This window comes from Flavobacterium sp. (genome assembly GCF_017985075.1).
Classification (GTDB): Bacteria; Bacteroidota; Bacteroidia; order Flavobacteriales; family Flavobacteriaceae; genus Flavobacterium.
The window spans coordinates 30,129-48,237 of record NZ_JAGNYF010000001.1; the positions used below are offsets into that span (position 1 = coordinate 30,129).

General features: G+C 31.4%; 18 protein-coding genes and 1 riboswitch. Of the genes, 14 read left to right on the forward strand and 4 right to left on the reverse strand.

Features of this window, described 5'->3' with window-relative positions:
- Positions 1-9 precede the first annotated feature (9 nt).
- The 3 genes from KA468_RS00125 (at position 10) to KA468_RS00135 (ending at position 1,646) form a co-directional block, all read left to right on the forward strand.
- Positions 10-417: a four helix bundle protein gene (locus tag KA468_RS00125; protein ID WP_291240923.1), complete on the forward strand. Its 408-nt coding sequence runs from the start codon at positions 10-12 to the stop codon at positions 415-417.
- Positions 414-1,238, forward strand: coding sequence for a thymidylate synthase (locus tag KA468_RS00130; protein WP_291240924.1), 825 nt, complete (start codon positions 414-416; stop codon positions 1,236-1,238). Before KA468_RS00125 ends, KA468_RS00130 begins: the two co-directional genes overlap by 4 nt.
- Before the next feature lie 156 nt (positions 1,239-1,394).
- Positions 1,395-1,646, forward strand: a complete 252-nt coding sequence (locus tag KA468_RS00135; RefSeq protein WP_291240925.1) for a hypothetical protein — start codon at positions 1,395-1,397, stop codon at positions 1,644-1,646.
- Here the strand turns inward: KA468_RS00135 and KA468_RS00140 are convergent.
- Both KA468_RS00140 and KA468_RS00145 read right to left on the reverse strand, forming a co-directional pair.
- Positions 1,629-1,847 carry a hypothetical protein gene (locus KA468_RS00140; RefSeq protein ID WP_291240926.1) on the reverse strand — a complete coding sequence of 73 codons (219 nt, stop codon included), beginning with the start codon at positions 1,845-1,847 and terminating at the stop codon, positions 1,629-1,631. The genes KA468_RS00135 and KA468_RS00140 overlap by 18 nt on opposite strands.
- Positions 1,848-1,849: 2 nt before the next feature.
- Positions 1,850-2,068, reverse strand: coding sequence for a hypothetical protein (locus tag KA468_RS00145; RefSeq protein WP_291240927.1), 219 nt, complete (start codon positions 2,066-2,068; stop codon positions 1,850-1,852).
- 739 nt (positions 2,069-2,807) lie between these two features.
- Here KA468_RS00145 and KA468_RS00150 point away from each other — a divergent pair.
- The 6 genes from KA468_RS00150 (at position 2,808) to KA468_RS00175 (ending at position 6,439) form a co-directional block, all read left to right on the forward strand.
- Positions 2,808-2,942, forward strand: coding sequence for a hypothetical protein (locus KA468_RS00150; protein WP_291240928.1), 135 nt, complete (start codon positions 2,808-2,810; stop codon positions 2,940-2,942).
- Positions 2,943-3,109: 167 nt separating this feature from the next.
- Positions 3,110-3,523: a hypothetical protein gene (locus KA468_RS00155; protein ID WP_291240929.1), complete on the forward strand. Its 414-nt coding sequence runs from the start codon at positions 3,110-3,112 to the stop codon at positions 3,521-3,523.
- The gene (locus KA468_RS00160) at positions 3,520-4,296 is read left to right on the forward strand and encodes an FISUMP domain-containing protein (protein WP_291240930.1); all 777 of its coding nucleotides are present in this window, start codon (positions 3,520-3,522) and stop codon (positions 4,294-4,296) included. Before KA468_RS00155 ends, KA468_RS00160 begins: the two co-directional genes overlap by 4 nt.
- A 163-nt stretch (positions 4,297-4,459) precedes the next feature.
- On the forward strand, positions 4,460-4,957 hold the full coding sequence (locus KA468_RS00165; protein WP_291240931.1) for a dihydrofolate reductase: 498 nt from the start codon (positions 4,460-4,462) through the stop codon (positions 4,955-4,957).
- A 48-nt stretch (positions 4,958-5,005) separates the two neighbouring features.
- Positions 5,006-5,737 carry a bifunctional demethylmenaquinone methyltransferase/2-methoxy-6-polyprenyl-1,4-benzoquinol methylase UbiE gene (ubiE, locus tag KA468_RS00170; RefSeq protein ID WP_291240932.1) on the forward strand — a complete coding sequence of 244 codons (732 nt, stop codon included), beginning with the start codon at positions 5,006-5,008 and terminating at the stop codon, positions 5,735-5,737.
- 3 nt (positions 5,738-5,740) lie between these two features.
- A complete protein-coding gene (locus KA468_RS00175; protein ID WP_291240933.1) occupies positions 5,741-6,439 on the forward strand; it encodes a porin family protein in 699 nt (232 codons plus the stop codon).
- Between the two features lie 39 nt (positions 6,440-6,478).
- On the opposite strand, the gene KA468_RS00180 is transcribed toward KA468_RS00175, so the two are convergent.
- Complete coding sequence (locus KA468_RS00180) at positions 6,479-7,204, reverse strand: RNA methyltransferase (protein WP_291240934.1); 726 nt, start codon at positions 7,202-7,204, stop codon at positions 6,479-6,481.
- A gap of 101 nt (positions 7,205-7,305) precedes the next feature.
- Here KA468_RS00180 and KA468_RS00185 point away from each other — a divergent pair, with 101 nt between their 5' ends.
- The 3 genes from KA468_RS00185 (at position 7,306) to accD (ending at position 11,873) form a co-directional block, all read left to right on the forward strand.
- On the forward strand, positions 7,306-9,798 hold the full coding sequence (locus KA468_RS00185; protein ID WP_291240935.1) for a BamA/TamA family outer membrane protein: 2,493 nt from the start codon (positions 7,306-7,308) through the stop codon (positions 9,796-9,798).
- A 66-nt stretch (positions 9,799-9,864) separates the two neighbouring features.
- Entirely contained in the window at positions 9,865-10,932 is a 1,068-nt protein-coding gene (gene fbaA, locus KA468_RS00190) for a class II fructose-bisphosphate aldolase (RefSeq protein WP_291240936.1), read from the forward strand.
- An 86-nt stretch (positions 10,933-11,018) separates the two neighbouring features.
- Positions 11,019-11,873 (forward strand): acetyl-CoA carboxylase, carboxyltransferase subunit beta, encoded by an 855-nt coding sequence (gene accD, locus KA468_RS00195; RefSeq protein WP_291240937.1) that lies wholly within the window; start codon positions 11,019-11,021, stop codon positions 11,871-11,873.
- 96 nt (positions 11,874-11,969) lie between these two features.
- Here accD and metK read toward each other — a convergent pair whose 3' ends face one another.
- Positions 11,970-13,241: a methionine adenosyltransferase gene (gene metK, locus KA468_RS00200; RefSeq protein ID WP_291240938.1), complete on the reverse strand. Its 1,272-nt coding sequence runs from the start codon at positions 13,239-13,241 to the stop codon at positions 11,970-11,972.
- 336 nt (positions 13,242-13,577) lie between these two features.
- A riboswitch (SAM riboswitch) is annotated at positions 13,578-13,684 on the forward strand.
- A gap of 101 nt (positions 13,685-13,785) precedes the next feature.
- Between metK and KA468_RS00205 the strand changes: the two genes are divergently transcribed.
- Both KA468_RS00205 and KA468_RS00210 read left to right on the forward strand, forming a co-directional pair.
- On the forward strand, positions 13,786-14,796 hold the full coding sequence (locus KA468_RS00205) for a homocysteine S-methyltransferase family protein (RefSeq protein WP_291240939.1): 1,011 nt from the start codon (positions 13,786-13,788) through the stop codon (positions 14,794-14,796).
- Between the two features lie 179 nt (positions 14,797-14,975).
- Positions 14,976-18,077, forward strand: a complete 3,102-nt coding sequence (locus tag KA468_RS00210) for a vitamin B12 dependent-methionine synthase activation domain-containing protein (RefSeq protein WP_291240940.1) — start codon at positions 14,976-14,978, stop codon at positions 18,075-18,077.
- Positions 18,078-18,109 lie beyond the last annotated feature (32 nt).

The following is an 18,109-nucleotide window of genomic DNA, read 5'->3' on the forward strand; positions in this document are numbered from 1 at the left end:
TATTTCAGAATGAGAAATTTTAGAGAATTAGATATTTGGAAAGACAGTAGATTGCTTGTGGCTGCTACTTATATGATTATGAAGCAAATGCCAGACGATGAAAAGTTTGGATTGACTTCACAAATAAAACGTTCTGTAATATCTATTCCATCTAATATTGCTGAAGGATGTGCTAAAAGTTCAGATAAAGATTTATGCAGATTTTTAGAAATTAGTTTAGGTTCTTGTTTTGAATTAGAAACCCAATTCATGTTGTGTTCAGATATAAATTATTTAGATGAAAATATAGTTTCAAAACAAATTGAATCCATTCAAATACTTGAAAAAAGAATAGCCTCTTTTTTATCTTATTTAAAAATTAACCGAATACCAAAAACCCTTAACCCAATACCCAACACCTTAAACCCATATAAATGAAACAATATCACGATTTAGTAAAACACGTTTTAGCGAACGGAACTCAAAAAGGCGACCGAACAGGAACAGGAACCATTAGTGTTTTTGGTTACCAAATGCGTTTTGATTTAAGCGAAGGTTTTCCAATGGTAACCACTAAAAAGTTACATTTAAAATCGATTATTCACGAATTGCTTTGGTTTTTAAAAGGCGAAACCAATATTGCCTATTTGCAAGAAAATGGCGTAAAAATTTGGGATGCTTGGGCAGATGAAAATGGTAATTTAGGACCCGTATATGGGCACCAATGGAGAAATTGGAACAGCGAAGAAATCGATCAAATTACCGAATTAATCGAAACCTTAAAAACAAATCCGAATAGCCGTAGAATGTTAATTTCGGCTTGGAATCCTTCTGTTTTACCAGATACTACCGTTTCTTTTTCGGAAAATGTGGCGAATGGAAAAGCCGCTTTACCGCCTTGTCACGCGTTTTTTCAGTTTTATGTATCCGATGGGAAATTATCGTGTCAGTTGTACCAACGTAGTGCCGATATTTTCTTAGGTGTACCGTTTAACATTGCTTCGTATGCCTTATTTACGATGATGGTAGCACAAGTTTGTGGATTAGAGGCTGGTGAGTTTATACACACTTTTGGTGATGCACATATTTACAACAATCATATAGAACAAGTGAATTTACAATTGAGCCGGGAACCAAGAAAATTACCAATAATGAAATTGAATCCAAATGTAACCAACATTTTCGATTTCACTTTTGACGATTTCACGTTGGAAGGCTACGACCCGCACGAGCATATTAAAGGTGCGGTTTCGGTTTAAAAAAAAATATCAAATACATAATAATTGAGCAAAGCTATTTGAAAATAGGAGGATATGCTCAACTAAATAACAAAAAACTGAGCATATATATAAGTTAGTAGCAAGCTTAAAAGACGTACAGCTTACTATTCACGTTTAGAAAAAAACTAAACATAAATGGAATATCACCCAACGGAAAAGGGACTCCAAAAATGGGGTAAAAAAGTAACAGATAGTTTATATGGATTTACTAAAGATGATTTAGAACCATTATTTGAAAAGTTTGTCCTACCTATTTACAGAATGTGTGCAAGAAAACCTGACCAAGAAAGTAAATGGAAAATAGTAAACCGAGAAACTGATGAAGAGTATTCTTTAGAAATCGCCAAAAACGAACTTATTGAACAAGGATTAGTCAACTGGGAATAATTCGCTTTCAGGAATAGCGAATTCAGTTTCGCCGTCAGGATAAGCTTTACATAACCAAGCAATTCTTTGAGAAGGGGTTTTATCCCAACGAGAAATTAAAATAACTGTTGTTTCTGACTTCGTTTTTGAGTTAGAATTTATAGATTTTAAAATATCACCTTCTGTATATTTTGGTGTTTTGGGTTCAGATTTTTTAGCCATAATTATTTAAGTTTTAATTCAGAATGATAAACAAGATATTCTTTTTTAGTTTTAATATTTCTAATCCAATAATTTTCTGTAAAAGGTTTATCTTCATACTTTCCGTCTTTATTAGGTAAAACTTCAATAATTTCATAAATATCAACTGAAGAATCTCCGAAGCGTGATGTGTATAAAACTAAATCGTTAACTGTGAACTCACAAGAGCCAAATTTTTGCATAGTAGAAAATTGAGGAACGAAAGTAAGAAAAACTTTGTAGATTAGCAAATGGAAAATAAAAAGCCAGCTACTAACAGCCGTTTGGCAAAATGCAAAAATAAAGTGGAATTAAAGTTCCGCAAGAAACATAAAATTAATTATTAACCGACTCTTTCCGAAGTTTTGCACTTCGCCAAGCGTCAAAACGTTAGCAAACAGCTTAAACCAAAAACCCGCATAAAACAAAAGTTCTTTGAAATTCCGCACTTACTATTTAGAATGAGTATAAATTGATTTACAAGTATACAACTTATATTTGTTTTTTATACTTTTGACCTGTCTAACTAAAAGTAGAAACCCAACCGAAGTTGGGCTTTTAAAAGTTCTACAATAAGTTTGAAAAGATATATTTTATTAGTTGAGTTCCAGCCTGCAAGCATAATCTCAATAATAAAGTTTCTTTCCACGAAGGCTTTTGGTTTGTCGCCATTTTTGTTTTCGTATTAAGAGGTTAATAAATAAAACATTACGACTTTCGTAATGAGTTTGGTTAAAAATGTCAGTTTTCATAATAAAACATTTTAAATTAGACAAAAAAAAGTATCCAGACTTACCTATCGGAAGTAAGCTGATGAATTGCAACAAGAATTAAGGCTACTGTTTACGAGACAAGTATAGCCAATATTTCTATATAAACCACATAAGTTGCAAAAATACTAAATTTAATTGACAAACGCAAGAAAAATCACAATTATTTTTTATGGTAAGTGCAGAAATCAAACCCGATTTGCTATTTTATTTATTTGATAGTCTTGATTATCTTTTTAATTCAGAAATAATAAAAATGATTGGATTTGTTCATCATCCAACTTTTAAAGCATCAGAAAAACAATAAATTATAGTTTATAATTAAGATTTATATCTATTTGAATGAAAGTAAAATAATAGATTTATTTTGCTGCAAAAAACTACGTTGCAAATAGTAAAATAAAAGTTATTTTAGTAAATTTGTTCACAACTTTATTTTCACTGATTAAAAATCATTTTTTAAACAAAATTATAATGAGTAAAACATTAAAAGTTAAAAAAGAACATTTAAGAAATTTAGTCTTATCATTTATTTTAGGTTTTGGAATTTTATATGGATTAGAACATTTTGGAAAAATAAGTTATACAGCAGATACTTCGAGTCAAAATAATTATGGAAAACTGTCTCTTGTAGAATATGTGCCTGCTACAACTAAAGTTCTAAGTATTTATTTTGATTCCTATTTTGGTAATAGAATACGAACAGACGGAAACGGTTTCAATTTATATGATTTAAATTATTCGGATTCTGACTTTAATAAATATTCAAATAAAAGCTATTATTATACACAAGCAACTATTATAGATTATAAATATGGAATTTATATTTCATTAAGTTTATTTCTAATATCAGTTTTTTTTGCAAATTATAAAATTCAATTAACATGATGAAAAAAATATCAATCTTATCTTTTTGTTTGTTTTTTATTTCTTGCTTTGTTGAACCCAAAAAAACAGAAAAAAAAACAGAAAATATTAAAACAGAAGCCTTAGTTAATTCGAGAATTAAAGTTGATAAAAAAAATGAAAATCTAAGTGAGAGTTCGAAAAGTATTAATAGTAATTCTTATAAAAAATTTAAAGATAACGAAGGAAATTCATATAAAATTGCTATTATTGGCGAACAAAAATGGCTTATTGAAAACCTAAAAGTCAGCTATTTTAGAAATGGAGATATTATCACAGAAGTAAGAGATGATGCCGAATGGATTTATTGTGGTGAAAACAAAATACCTGCATGGTGTTATTATAATAATGATTCAAAAAACGATAAATTATATAACTTGTGGGCAGTAATAGATGAAAGACAAATATCACCATTTGGTTGGACTATACCAACAAAAGAAAATTATAAGGAATTGATAAATAAATATGGAGGACCAAATATTGCTGGTAAGCATCTAAAGTCTGTTAGATTTAAGGGTGGCACAAATAAAAGTGGTTTTAATGCTGAGTTAATTGGTTCAAGGGGGTTAAATGGCAAATTTGAACAAAGTTTACAGACACAAGAATTTTGGACAAAATCTTTAGGTAAAGGTTGGGGAGGCGATAGTCAAAATATATCCGCAAATATATTATCATTATATTCATCAAGAGATTGGGCAAGTTTAGGAGCTTCATTAATGTCTTTTGGTTATCCAATTAGATGTATTAAGGAATAATTTTATATTTTAATGAAATAATAATTTAAAAATGAATAGTAAGTTGAGAAAATATTTTCTTATTAAAAAAAAATATATTAATGTTTTGAATTTATTGTCTTAAAATCAAATAAATTTTGAGCTTAATTTATTTGAATCATTTCTTTATTTTAAATATAAACCTATGCTAACACTAATCGCCGCAACATCTACAAACAATGCTTTGGGAAAAGACAACCAATTGGTTTGGCATTTACCAGACGATTTTAAACGTTTTAAAGCGCTAACTTCCGAGCATTATATTATTATGGGAAGAAAAACCTTTGAGAGTTTCCCCAAACCATTACCCAATAGAACGCACATTATTATTACTCGTCAAAGTGATTATATAGCAACAGAGGGATGTATTGTGGTTTCAAGTTTAGAAGAAGCTATAGAAGCTTGTCCAAAAAATGAAGACGTTTTTATTATTGGCGGTGGCGAAATTTATAAACAATCTATTGATATGGCTGATAAAGTAGAGTTAACTCGCGTACATACGACTGTTGAAGCCGATACTTTTTTTCCAGAAATAAATCCAGAACATTGGGAACTTGTTTTTGAAGAACTACATCCAAAAGATGAAAAACACGCCTTTGATTTTACGTTTCAAACTTTTATTAAGTCAAATCGTAATTCGTAAATTGTAATTCATAATTTTCAATTACTTTTGTACTTCAAAATCAAAACAATGTCTGAAAGCATAAAACCGTATCAAGATTCCGAAAAAGGTAAAAAAGAGCAAGTGGCTCAAATGTTTGATACCATTTCCGAAAATTATGATGGATTAAATAAAATAATTTCTTTAGGAACAGATGCTACCTGGAAAAAGAAGATTTTACAAATGGTAAAACTTCAACAGCCAACGTCGATTCTTGATATTGCCACTGGTACTGGAGATTTAGCTATATTATTTGCCGAAACTACTGCTACAGAAATTATCGGTTTAGATATTTCGCAAGGTATGCTTGATATGGGTAAGAAAAAAATTTCAGATAAAAACTTAGATTCAAAAATTCAAATGGTTTTAGGTGATGGAGAAAAAATTCCCTACACGGATAATTATTTTGATGTAATTACCGTGGCATACGGCGTAAGAAATTTCGAAAATCTTGAAAAAGGACTTTCTGAAATACTTCGTGTATTGAAACCAAATGGCACTTTTATTATTTTAGAAACGTCTGTGCCTACTACATTTCCTTTTAAACAAGGGTATTATGTGTATACCAATTTTATTATGCCAACCATTGGAAAACTGTTTTCAAAAGATAAAGCCGCTTATACCTATTTGTCCAATTCCGCACAAAATTTCCCTTTTGGCGAAGCGTTAAACAATATTTTACGAAAAATTGGGTTTATAGAGGTAAAGCACGAACCTCAAACTATGGGTGTGGCTACAATTTATACAGCATCAAAAAAGTAAAAAATGCAAGTTAGATATCTTATTTTTATTTTATTATTCGCGCTGAAGTCTTTCGCTCAGGGCGGTACCTTTGGTAAAAATCCAATTATAAATGATGAAAATTTTGAGAAGAAAAAAATTCATTTTGGGTATTATTTAGGGTTTAGCAGTTACAATTATCAATTTAATTATAAAACGGTTGGAAAAGATATTGAGTTGAAGCCAGCCACTGGTTTTAATGTGGGTTTAGTAGTAAATTTACGATTAAAAGAATTTTTTGATTTACGATTTGAACCTGGTTTTTATGCCACGCAGCGCAATTTAATTTACCCAAATATTGAAGATCGTGTAGATCGATTAAGAGAAGTAAAAGCAGCCAATTTACATTTTCCATTGCTGATAAAATACTCGGCATTACGAACAGGAAATGTGCGACCATTTTTGGTTGGAGGTGTTTCTTCAACTTTAAATTTAGGAAGTAACGAAAAAGCAACAGACGATAATTCAGCAAATAGATTCCGAGTAAAAACCTGGACTCAAAATTACGAAGTAGGTTTTGGATTGGATTTATATTTGGAATACTTTAAATTTTCTCCTTCCATTCGTGGTGTTTTTGGAACGGGAGATGAATTAATTCGTGATTTAGATCCGAATTCTCCTTGGACAGGGAATATTAAGTCGATGCAAACAAGAGCGGTATTTGTAAACTTTACGTTCCATTAAGTTATAAAGTCAAAAGGCGTAAAGTCAAAAAGTTGATTTTTAGTTACTTCGTTTAAATTCTGACAAAAATATCGCGGTGGCAGTGGCTACGTTTAAACTTTCGGTTTGCTGTAAATTTCCAAATCTTGGTATAGAAATTTTTTGAGTAATTAAATTTTCAATTTCTGAAGATATGCCATTGGCTTCATTTCCCATTACAAGGATGCCATTAGAAGGTAATTCTTTTTTATAAATGTTTTCGCCATCCATAAATGTTCCAAAAATTTCCTTATCAGTAGCCTTTAAATAATCGGCTAAATTGATGTATTCAACTTGTACTCTGGCTAAACTTCCCATAGTAGCTTGTACCACTTTTGGATTATACATATCTACGGTTTCTTCAGAACAAACAATTTTTGAAATACCAAACCAATCACACAATCTTATAATAGTTCCCATATTTCCTGGGTCTTTTATGTTGTCTAAAGCCAATTCTAATCCAGAAGTTGGTTTGAAAGCGGTTTCTTTTATTTCAAAAACAGCCAAACAATCATTTGCGGTAGTTAAAGCAGTTATTTTTTTAAGTTCACTATCTGAAATAAGTGTTGCAGCAGGGTTGGTGTCAAACAAATCAGCTTTGGTTACAAATAAATGTTCCAGAATAAAATTAGCGTCAATAAGTTCTTGAATTACTTTTTTACCTTCTGCTATGAAAAGATTGTGTAACTTACGGTACTTTTTTTGCTGTAAACTATTAATTAGTTTAATTTGGTTTTTGCTAACCATAAAAAATTGTATTTTTGATAAAAATTAAGCGTTTGAAGAATCTCACTCCAAAAATAGCACTATTTTTTCTTTTTGGACTACTTTTTTACTCTTGTTCTGAAGTGAGAAAGCTCCAAAAGAAACAATTGCTTATTGAAGATAACGAAATTATAGTAAATAACAAATCTACTAACTCAGAAGATTTGCACAATCAATTGTACCAAAAACCCAACAGTAAGTTATTGGGTTTTAAACCCCGTTTGCAATTATACAATTTGAGTAAAAAAAATGCCGACTCTTCTTACCAAGCGTGGTTGCTAAAAAAACCAAACCGATTAGAAAGAATGACTAAATTGTATTCTAAAAAGCAAGTAAATCGTTTGGGTAAATCGTTTTTGGTTTCTGGATATAGTGATTTTTTTAAGGAAGTAGGAGAAGCACCTTCTATTTTGGATACAGCAAGAGTTAGAAAATCGGAAATTAGATTGCAATCGTACCAATTTAACAGAGGGTTTTTTGATGTGAAAGTAGCATCTAGAATCGATTCGTTAAAAAATAAAAAAGTAAAAGTTACGTATCAAATAAATACCGGAAAACCGTATGTAATTGATAGTATTTTTAGAAATATTGAAACACCTATTGTAGATTCATTATATCAAAATATTTCTGGAAATTCGTTAATAAAAACAGGCGAAACGTATACCGCAGAAAATATTAGCAACGAGAAAAAACGAATAGCCACAGAATTTCGAAATAGAGGCTTATATCATTTTCAAGAAAATTACATTAAAAGACCAGATGTAGATACGATTGGCAAAAAAAATAAGTTGAATATTACGTTTAATATTGGAAATAGAATTGTTAAAAATACCGATTCTACTTTCACCGAACCATTTAAGTTATATAAAATTAGTAAAGTCAATGTTTTTACGGATAAACAAGTAAAAGAGAAAGCCATCGGAATTGATAGTATTTCGTACAAAAAATTTAATTTCTACAGTTCTGGGAAACTAAAATATAAACCTAAAGCATTAGTAAATGCCATTTTTATTGAAGAAGGAAAACTATTTAGTGATCAAGATAGGACTTTAACTACAAGAGCATTATCTAATTTAAGAGTATTTGCGTATCCTCGAATTCAATATGTAGAAGATGCAACTGGAAATGGATTAATTGCTAATATTGTTTTAACACCATTAAAAAAATATAATTTCAACATTAAAGGCGATTTTACACAATCAAACATTCAGTTGTTTGGTATTTCAGGTTTTACAGGAATTACATTTAGAAATTTATTTAAAGGCGCCGAAATTTTAGATTTTTCGTTGCGAGGCAATTTGGGTTCCTCAAAAGATGCCAGTATAAAAAATAGTACGGATGCTTTTTTTAACATACTTGAATATGGTGCTGATGTAAAATTAAGTTTTCCAAGAATTTTCTTCCCAATTAACACAAAAAGAATTATTAGTAAAGAATCGTTACCTAGCACATATATTACCTTAGGTTTGTCTAAACAGACTAATATTGGTTTGGATAAAGAAAATTATTATGGTAGTTTTTATTATGATTGGGGTTTAAATAAAGATGAAACTAAAAAGTTTAAATTGGATTTATTTAACTTACAATTTGTTAAAAATTTAAATATTGATAATTATTTTAACGTGTATAATTATTCATACAATACGTTAAATAATTTAGCACAAACGTATAATACAAATACTACTTTTGAAGACGCTGCTGGGAATTTGACTTTTTCAGGAGCTGTAGATTTTATTAATGCGGTAAAGAATAACACATATCCTTTAACGCTTCCGCGTGATAATCCAGATTATAAAATCATTAACACCATTGGAGAAAGAAGAAAAAGATTGATTGAAAACAATTTGATTTTATCATCAAGTTTTTCTTATAATTTAAGTACCAAAAGAAGCGTCAATGACGTACAGTTTTATAATATTAAAGCGAAAATTGAAAGTTCGGGAAATATTTTAAGTTTAATTTCTAAACAAAAAAAAGAAGAGCTTAGTAGCAACGGAAACCAAACTGTTTTTGGTGTAGAATATGCGCAATATCTTAAAACTGAATTTGAATACATCAAACATTTACATTTATATAAGAAAAGTTCCTTAGCATTCAGATTTTTTGGAGGCATAGCTGTTCCTTATGGAAATTCAAATTCGGTGCCTTTTTCAAGAAGTTATTTTGCAGGTGGAAGTAATGATAATAGAGGATGGCAAGCGTATTCGTTAGGACCTGGATCGAGTTTAAGTGTTAATGATTTTAATGAAGCCAATTTAAAACTTTCTCTAAATTTAGAATACCGATTTAATATTTTTAATAGCTTAAATGGTGCTTTATTTACGGATGCAGGAAATATTTGGAATGTTTCAGATAACGTAGAAGATGAAAAATTAATTTTTAAAGGGACAAAATCTTTTCAAGAGGTTGCTTTAGGAACTGGTTTTGGACTTAGATATGATTTTGGTTTCTTTGTAATTCGTGGCGATTTAGGTTTCAAAGCCTACAATCCGGCTAAAGAATATTCGCAAAGATGGTTGAAAGATATGAACTTTTCTAAAACTGTTTTTAATATAGGTATCAATTATCCTTTTTAAAATTAATAAAATTCTTACTTTTGTAAATTCAAACAACATAAATAAATTATCAATAAATAAAAACGTATGAGTCATAATATCAAACCTGGAGTAGCTACTGGAAATCAAGTTCAAGAAATTTTTAATTACGCGAAAGAAAAAGGATTTGCTTTACCAGCTGTAAACGTTACAGGAAGTAGTACAATAAATGGAGTTTTAGAAACAGCAGCAAAATTAAATGCACCTGTAATTATTCAGTTTTCAAACGGAGGCGGTCAGTTTAATGCTGGAAAAGGAATGTCAAATGTTGGTGAAAAAGCAGCTATTTTAGGATCTATTGCCGGTGCAAAACACGTACATACTTTAGCTGAAGCTTATGGCGCAACCGTAATTTTACATACAGATCATTGTGCAAAAAAATTATTACCTTGGATTGATGGTTTATTAGATGCTTCTGAAAAACATTTTGCAGAAACAGGAAAACCATTATATTCTTCTCATATGATTGATTTATCTGAAGAACCAATTGAAGAAAACATTGAACTTTGCAAGCAATATTTAGCAAGAATGAGTAAAATGGATATGACTTTAGAAATTGAATTGGGAATTACTGGTGGAGAAGAAGACGGTGTAGATAATTCAGATGTGGATAGTTCTAAATTGTACACACAACCAGAAGAAGTTTCTTATGCATACGAAGAGTTAATGAAAATTAGCCCACGTTTTACAATTGCTGCTTCTTTCGGAAATGTTCACGGCGTGTACAAACCAGGAAATGTAAAATTAACACCTAAAATATTAAAAAATTCGCAAGAATACGTTCAAAATAAATTCAACACAGGCGCTAATCCAGTTGATTTTGTTTTCCACGGAGGTTCAGGTTCTACGATTGAAGAAATAAGAGAAGCCATTTCGTATGGTGTAATCAAAATGAATATCGATACTGATTTACAATTTGCTTTTACAGAAGGAATTAGAGATTATATGACCTCTAAAATCGATTATTTAAAAACACAAATTGGTAGCCCTGAAGGAAGCGACAGTCCAAATAAAAAACATTACGACCCAAGAAAATGGATTCGTGAAGGAGAAGTTACTTTCAATACAAGATTAGAACAGGCTTTCGCCGATTTAAATAACGTAAATACATTATAGTCATTAAGTCAAAAGTCGAATGTCTGAATATTTTCAGATTTGTTTGACTTTTGACTTTTGACTTTTAACTTTTGACTTGAAAAATTATGGCTTGGTTTAAAAGAAAAGAAAAAGGAATTACAACTGCAACTGAGGATAAAAAAGATGTACCGAAAGGATTGTGGTACAAATCGCCAACAGGAAAAATTGTAGACTCAGAAGAATTAGAAAGAAACTTATGGGTAAGCCCAGAAGACGATTATCACGTACGAATTGGTAGTGCTGAATATTTTAGAATTTTATTTGATGATAATGAATTCAAAGAATTAGATGCTAATTTAACTTCAGTAGATTCATTAAAATTTGTGGATACTAAAAAGTACAGTGACCGTTTAAAAGAAGTTACCGAAAAAACCAAACTAAAAGATGCGGTAAGAACTGGAGTAGGAAAATCTAAAGGAAATGACATTGTTATTTGTTGTATGGATTTTGCTTTTATTGGTGGTTCGATGGGCGCTGTAGTTGGTGAAAAAATCTCAAGAGGTGTCAATTATGCTATCAAAAATAAAATACCATTTGTGATGATTTCAAAATCAGGTGGAGCACGTATGATGGAAGCAGCACAATCATTAATGCAATTAGCAAAAACATCTTCTAAATTAGCTCAACTTGCAGAAGCTCAATTACCTTATATTTCTTTATGTACTGATCCTACAACAGGAGGAACTACTGCTTCTTATGCTATGCTTGGAGATATTAATATTGCAGAACCAGGTGCTTTAATTGCCTTTGCGGGACCACGAGTAGTTAGAGACACAACAGGTAAAGATTTGCCAGAAGGTTTTCAAACTTCAGAATTTTTATTAGAACACGGTTTCTTAGATTTTATTTCACATAGAAAAGAATTAAAAGATAAAATCAATTTATATATTGATTTAATCTTAAATCAAGATATTAGATAAAAACAAAAAACCCGATTTTCAAATGAAAATCGGGTTTTTTTATTACTTAAAAGTCAGTAAAGCTTTCGACTTTTAAACTTTCGACATTCGACTTAACTATATGCCAAAGGCAGTTTTAATATCTGCTACACGGTCTAATTTTTCCCAAGTAAATAATTCAACTTCAACTGTTTTTACTACACCATCTGGTGATTTAAACGTTTTTGTTACTACTTCATTTTTACGTCCCATATGTCCGTAAGCAGCAGTTTCACTATAAATTGGCGTTCTTAATTTTAAATTTTGCTCAATAGCATAAGGTCTTAAATCAAACAATTGTGCTACTTTATCAGAAATTTGAGAATCTAATAAACCGTTTTTAGCTGTTCCGTATGTATTTACATATATGTTACAAGGTTTTGCAACACCAATAGCATAAGAAACTTGAACTAAAACCTCGCTTGCCACACCTGCAGCAACTAAATTTTTAGCAATATGACGCGCAGCATAAGCAGCACTTCTGTCAACTTTACTTGGATCTTTACCTGAGAAAGCACCACCACCGTGAGCACCTTTTCCGCCATAAGTATCCACGATAATTTTTCTACCTGTTAATCCAGTATCTCCGTGTGGTCCTCCGATTACGAATTTTCCAGTTGGGTTAATGTGGTATTCAATTTTATCATTAAATAAATGCGCATATTGAGGATATTTAGCCAAAATTCTTGGAATTAAGATGTCAATAATATCTTTCTTAATTTTTGCAAGCATAGAAGTTTCTTCATCAAAATCATCGTGTTGTGTAGAAACTACAATCGAATCAATTCTTACTGGAACATTGTCATCATTGTATTCTAAAGTAACTTGAGATTTTGCATCAGGACGTAAATACGTAATGGCTGAATTTTCTCTTCTTAATTCTGCTAATTCTTGTAATAATTTGTGAGCTAAATCTAATGCTAAAGGCATTAAATCTTCAGTTTCATTAGTAGCATAACCAAACATAATTCCTTGGTCACCCGCACCTTGTGCATTTGCTTTCGATTCAAAATCTGTAGCTGCAGCTCTATCAACTCCTCTGTTAATGTCATCAGATTGATCGTGAATTGCTGATAAAACCCCACAAGAGTTTGCTTCAAACATATATTCGCTTTTTGTGTAACCAATTTTTTTGATTACATCACGTGCAATAGTTTGTACATCTAAATAGGTATTAGATTTTACTTCACCAGCCAAAATAACTTGTCCAGTTGTTACTAAAGTTTCACAAGCTACTTTTGACGATGGGTCAAATGCTAAAAAGTTGTCAATTAATGCATCACTAATTTGATCTGCAATTTTATCTGGATGTCCTTCGCTCACAGATTCCGACGTAAATAAATAAGCCATAATTATAAATTAATATATAATAATTAACGAAAAAATTGCAAGGAAATACTAAAGTAGGGAAGTTTCTGCTTTAGCATTTTTTAACGAGGTTGCAATCAGTTCAAATTTTTCCTCTTTAATTCTGCAGCAAAGTTATAAAATCAATTTGAAATACAAATCATAAAAAACGATTTAAATTAAATTTTCAACAAAATCATTTATTAAATGAAAAATAATCTATGAATATTAATTTTAAATGAAAAATTACCTTAATTTATGTCAATAAAAATTAAATTTTAGAAAATATTTCTTTTTTCATTTTTTTTAGTACCTTTGCCCCGTTCATAAACATACTGATTGTTATCACGAAAGGTGGAGGGATTAGACCCATTGAAACCTTAGCAACCCTACTCTTGTAGAAGGTGCTACATTCTATTCCTACTAATATAGGAAGCAGATAACTTGAAAATTTCACATTTTTCGCTGATTTCAATTTTAAGTTTATTTCGTGTTTTCATTTTTTTTGAAAGCAGTATAATCATTTTAAAATATAATTCCGTTGAAAATGTCAAATTCACCAGAAGTACAACAAATTAAAAGCAACATACAACTAGCCATTAAAGAAAGAATTTTAGTTCTTGACGGCGCTATGGGTACTATGTTGCAACGCAATAAATTTGAAGAAGAAGATTTTCGAGGGGAACGATTTAAAGATTTTCCACATCCATTAAAAGGAAATAACGATTTACTTTCTATTACACAACCAGAAGCGGTAAAGGCAGTGCATCGTTTGTATTTTGAGGCTGGTGCTGATATTGTAGAAACCAATACGTTTTCTGGTACTACAATTGGTATGGCCGATTATCATATGGAAGATTTGGTGTACGAATTAAATTACCAATCCGCTAAAATTGCTAGAGAAGTTGCAGATGAATTTACGGATAAGCCTCGTTTTGTTGCAGGTTCTATAGGGCCAACTAACAGAACGGCTTCTATGTCGCCAGATGTAAATGATCCTGGTTTTCGTGCCGTAACTTTTGACGACTTACGAATTGCATACAAACAACAAGTTGAAGCTTTAATTGATGGTGGTTCGGATGTACTTTTGGTTGAAACTATTTTCGATACATTAAATGCAAAAGCGGCACTTTTCGCTATTGAAGAAGTTAAAGAAGAAAGAAATATTGATATTCCAATTATGGTTTCAGGAACTATTACAGATGCTTCTGGAAGAACTTTATCTGGACAAACGGTAGAAGCTTTTTTAATTTCTATTCAGCATATTCCTTTGTTAAGTGTTGGTTTTAATTGTGCTTTGGGAGCCGATCAGTTAAAACCCTATTTAAAACGCTTGGCACAACATACACAAGTAAATATTTCGGCACATCCAAATGCGGGTTTGCCAAATGCTTTTGGAGAATACGACCAAACACCAATGGAAATGCAGGCTTTAATTCGGGAATATTTACAAGACAATTTGATAAATATAATTGGAGGTTGCTGCGGTACAACTCCAGAACACATTAAATTAATAGCAGAAGTTGCAGCAGAATTTAAGCCAAGAAAATCAGAATAAAACAATCATTTAGCATTTTACTATTCTAAATGAATTTTAAAAAAGCAAAAATGAAAAACAGCATAATCAAAATAAAAAAGTACGTTTCTAAAAGTAAAATCTTTTGGAAAGAAGTAAAAGAAAATTATAAAAAAATAAGCAGTATTCTTTAAGATTAGCCTGCTAGATTATAAAATAAAATGTCAAAAAAAAATAAAATAAATTTACAACTTTCAGGTTTAGAACCACTCTTTATTAATGAAGAATCTGTTTTTGTGAATGTTGGTGAACGAACCAATGTAACAGGTTCTCGTAAATTTCTTCGTTTAATAAAAGAAGAAAAATACGACGAAGCGCTTTCAATAGCACGTGAGCAAGTAGAAGGTGGCGCCCAAATTATCGACATTAATATGGATGAAGGAATGTTAGATGGCGTTTATGCTATGACAAAATTCCTAAATTTAATTGCTGCCGAACCAGATATTGCTCGTGTTCCTGTAATGATTGATAGTTCGAAATGGGAAATTATCGAAGCGGGTTTAAAAGTCGTACAAGGAAAAGCGGTCGTAAATTCAATTTCACTTAAAGAAGGCGAAGCGGTTTTTATACATCACGCCAAGTTAATTAAGCGATATGGTGCAGCAGTAATTGTTATGGCTTTTGATGAAGTCGGACAAGCAGATAACTACCAACGTAGAATTGAAATATGTAAAAGAAGTTATGATATTTTGGTCGACCAAGTCGGTTTTCCTGCTGAAGATATCATTTTCGATCCCAATATTTTTCCAGTTGCAACTGGAATGGACGAGCATAAATTAAACGCTTTAGATTTTTTCCAAGCAACAAAGTGGATTCGTGAAAATTTACCTTTTGCGAATGTTTCAGGTGGTGTTAGTAATGTTTCATTCTCCTTTCGTGGAAATGATAAAGTCCGTGAAGCGATGCATTCCGCTTTTCTATATCACGCCATTCAGAATGGGATGACTATGGGAATCGTAAATCCAGAAATGTTAGAAATTTACGATGAAATAGACGCTGTTTTATTAGAACACGTTGAAGATGTTCTTTTAAACAGAAGAGAAGATGCTACCGAACGTTTATTAGATTTAGCCGAAAGTTTTAAAGGCGATTTCAAGGTAAATGAAAAAGCAATAGCCGAATGGCGAAATGGTTCAGTTCAAGAACGATTAACGTATTCGTTAGTAAAAGGATTTGATGAATTTATTGAAATTGATGTGGAAGAAGCCAGATTAACCGCCAATAAAGCCATTGAAGTGATTGAAATCAGTTTAATGAATGGAATGAACGTGGTTGGTGATTTATTCGGAAGTGGAAAAATGTTTTTACCTCAAGTGGTAAAATCAGCACGAGTTATGAAAAAAGCGGTGGCGTATTTATTACCATTTATTGAAGAAGAAAAAGATTCAACCGCTTCGTCTTCTGCTGGAAAAGTATTGATGGCAACCGTTAAAGGTGATGTTCACGATATCGGAAAAAATATTGTATCAGTAGTTTTGGCGTGTAATAATTTTGAAATTATCGATTTAGGAGTAATGGTTCCGCCAGAAAAAATTATAGATGCTGCCATTAAAGAAAACGTAGATATTATCGGTTTAAGCGGATTAATTACACCTTCTTTAGACGAAATGGTGTATTTGGCCAAAGAAATGGATAAGTTAAACATCAAAATTCCAGTAATGATTGGTGGCGCTACCACTTCACGCGCGCATACAGCTGTTAAAATTGCTCCGGAATATGCTGCAACTGTAGTACACGTTAATGATGCATCAAGAGCTGTAACTGTTGCTTCGAATTTATTGAATACGGAAACAAAAATGTCGTATTCAATTGCGTTACGCGAGGAGTACGATGCATTACGTGAAGGCTATTTAAACAGAGCAAGAGAGAAAAATTTCTTAACGATTGAAGATGCTCGTAAAAATAAATTAAAGATAGATTGGAACAATTACGAAGCTATAAAACCTAATTTTATTGGTACGAAAACAGTTGAGGTAGCATTATCCGATTTAGTCGATTTTATCGATTGGACACCGTTTTTTCAATCTTGGGAATTATATGGAAAATATCCTGCTATATTAACTGATGAAATAGTGGGTGAACAAGCATCAGATTTGTTTAAAGATGCACAAAATATGTTGTCAAAAATTGTCTCTGAAAAATGGTTTACAGCTAAAGGAATTTTAGGAATTTTTCCCGCCAACACCATAAATGATGATGATATTGAAATCAGCCCCCCAACCCCCGAAGGGGGAGCTCCCGACTTTGTGGATAAGTATGGATGGGAAACTGCAGGCTCTGAATTGTATAGCGTTTTAAAAGAAAAAGCAAAAGAAATGCGTAACAAACCCACTGAAGCAGAAAAAATGCTTTGGAATGTTTTGAGCAATAAAGGAATTGAGAATTATAAATTTAGAAGACAGCATATTGTTGGTGAATATATTGTAGATTTTATTTGTTTAGAAAAAAGATTAATTATAGAAGTAGATGGTGCTGTCCACAATGATTTAGCACAAATCGAACACGACAAACAAAGAACCGAATGGTTGGAATCTAAAGGTTTCAAAGTAATAAGATTCACAAATAATCAAGTCCTCTCAGATTTTTTCAATACAATAGAAAAAATTCGTAAAGGATTAAACACAATCTTGGTAGCTCCCCCTTCGGGGGCGGGGGGGGCTTTTCTTACACTAAGACAACAATCTCAAAAAACCGCTGGTGCACCTAACATCGCATTAGCTGATTTTATTGCGCCAAAAGATTCTGGAGTTCAAGATTATATGGGTTGTTTTTGTGTTACTACTGGTTTTGGCGTAGATGAGAAAGCAACAGAATTTGAAAAACAATTAGATGATTATAATGCCATTTTAACCAAAGCTTTAGGTGATAGATTAGCAGAAGCTTTCGCAGAATATTTACATTTAAAAGTTCGAAAAGAAATTTGGGGATACGCTTCTGAGGAACAACTTTCCAATCAAGAATTAATTAAAGAAAATTACAAAGGAATTCGTCCAGCACCAGGTTATCCAGCGTGTCCAGACCATTTAGAAAAGCCAACTATTTGGGATATTTTAAAAGTGGAGGAAAATATTGGTGTGAAATTAACTGAAAGTATGGCAATGTGGCCGGCTTCTTCAGTTTCAGGATATTATTTTGCACATCCAGAAAGCAAGTATTTTGGGTTAGGAAAAATAAAATCAGACCAAGTAGCAGATTACGCAAACAGAAGAAATATATCAATAGAAACAGCAACTAAATGGTTAGCACCTAATATTGCAGATTAAAAATAGTTGTTTCAGGTTTAAAGTTTAAAGTT

What these genes read in the sequence shown, in the direction of transcription:
- KA468_RS00125 (WP_291240923.1), top strand. Translation starts at nt 10, where the DNA reads ATGAGAAATTTTAGAGAATTAGATATTTGGAAAGACAGTAGATTGCTT.
- KA468_RS00130 (WP_291240924.1), top strand. Translation starts at nt 414, where the DNA reads ATGAAACAATATCACGATTTAGTAAAACACGTTTTAGCGAACGGAACT.
- KA468_RS00135 (WP_291240925.1), top strand. Translation starts at nt 1,395, where the DNA reads ATGGAATATCACCCAACGGAAAAGGGACTCCAAAAATGGGGTAAAAAA.
- KA468_RS00140 (WP_291240926.1), bottom strand. Translation starts at nt 1,847, where the DNA reads ATGGCTAAAAAATCTGAACCCAAAACACCAAAATATACAGAAGGTGAT.
- KA468_RS00145 (WP_291240927.1), bottom strand. Translation starts at nt 2,068, where the DNA reads ATGCAAAAATTTGGCTCTTGTGAGTTCACAGTTAACGATTTAGTTTTA.
- KA468_RS00150 (WP_291240928.1), top strand. Translation starts at nt 2,808, where the DNA reads ATGGTAAGTGCAGAAATCAAACCCGATTTGCTATTTTATTTATTTGAT.
- KA468_RS00155 (WP_291240929.1), top strand. Translation starts at nt 3,110, where the DNA reads ATGAGTAAAACATTAAAAGTTAAAAAAGAACATTTAAGAAATTTAGTC.
- KA468_RS00160 (WP_291240930.1), top strand. Translation starts at nt 3,520, where the DNA reads ATGATGAAAAAAATATCAATCTTATCTTTTTGTTTGTTTTTTATTTCT.
- KA468_RS00165 (WP_291240931.1), top strand. Translation starts at nt 4,460, where the DNA reads ATGCTAACACTAATCGCCGCAACATCTACAAACAATGCTTTGGGAAAA.
- ubiE (WP_291240932.1), top strand. Translation starts at nt 5,006, where the DNA reads ATGTCTGAAAGCATAAAACCGTATCAAGATTCCGAAAAAGGTAAAAAA.
- KA468_RS00175 (WP_291240933.1), top strand. Translation starts at nt 5,741, where the DNA reads ATGCAAGTTAGATATCTTATTTTTATTTTATTATTCGCGCTGAAGTCT.
- KA468_RS00180 (WP_291240934.1), bottom strand. Translation starts at nt 7,204, where the DNA reads ATGGTTAGCAAAAACCAAATTAAACTAATTAATAGTTTACAGCAAAAA.
- fbaA (WP_291240936.1), top strand. Translation starts at nt 9,865, where the DNA reads ATGAGTCATAATATCAAACCTGGAGTAGCTACTGGAAATCAAGTTCAA.
- accD (WP_291240937.1), top strand. Translation starts at nt 11,019, where the DNA reads ATGGCTTGGTTTAAAAGAAAAGAAAAAGGAATTACAACTGCAACTGAG.
- metK (WP_291240938.1), bottom strand. Translation starts at nt 13,241, where the DNA reads ATGGCTTATTTATTTACGTCGGAATCTGTGAGCGAAGGACATCCAGAT.
- KA468_RS00205 (WP_291240939.1), top strand. Translation starts at nt 13,786, where the DNA reads ATGTCAAATTCACCAGAAGTACAACAAATTAAAAGCAACATACAACTA.
- KA468_RS00210 (WP_291240940.1), top strand. Translation starts at nt 14,976, where the DNA reads ATGTCAAAAAAAAATAAAATAAATTTACAACTTTCAGGTTTAGAACCA.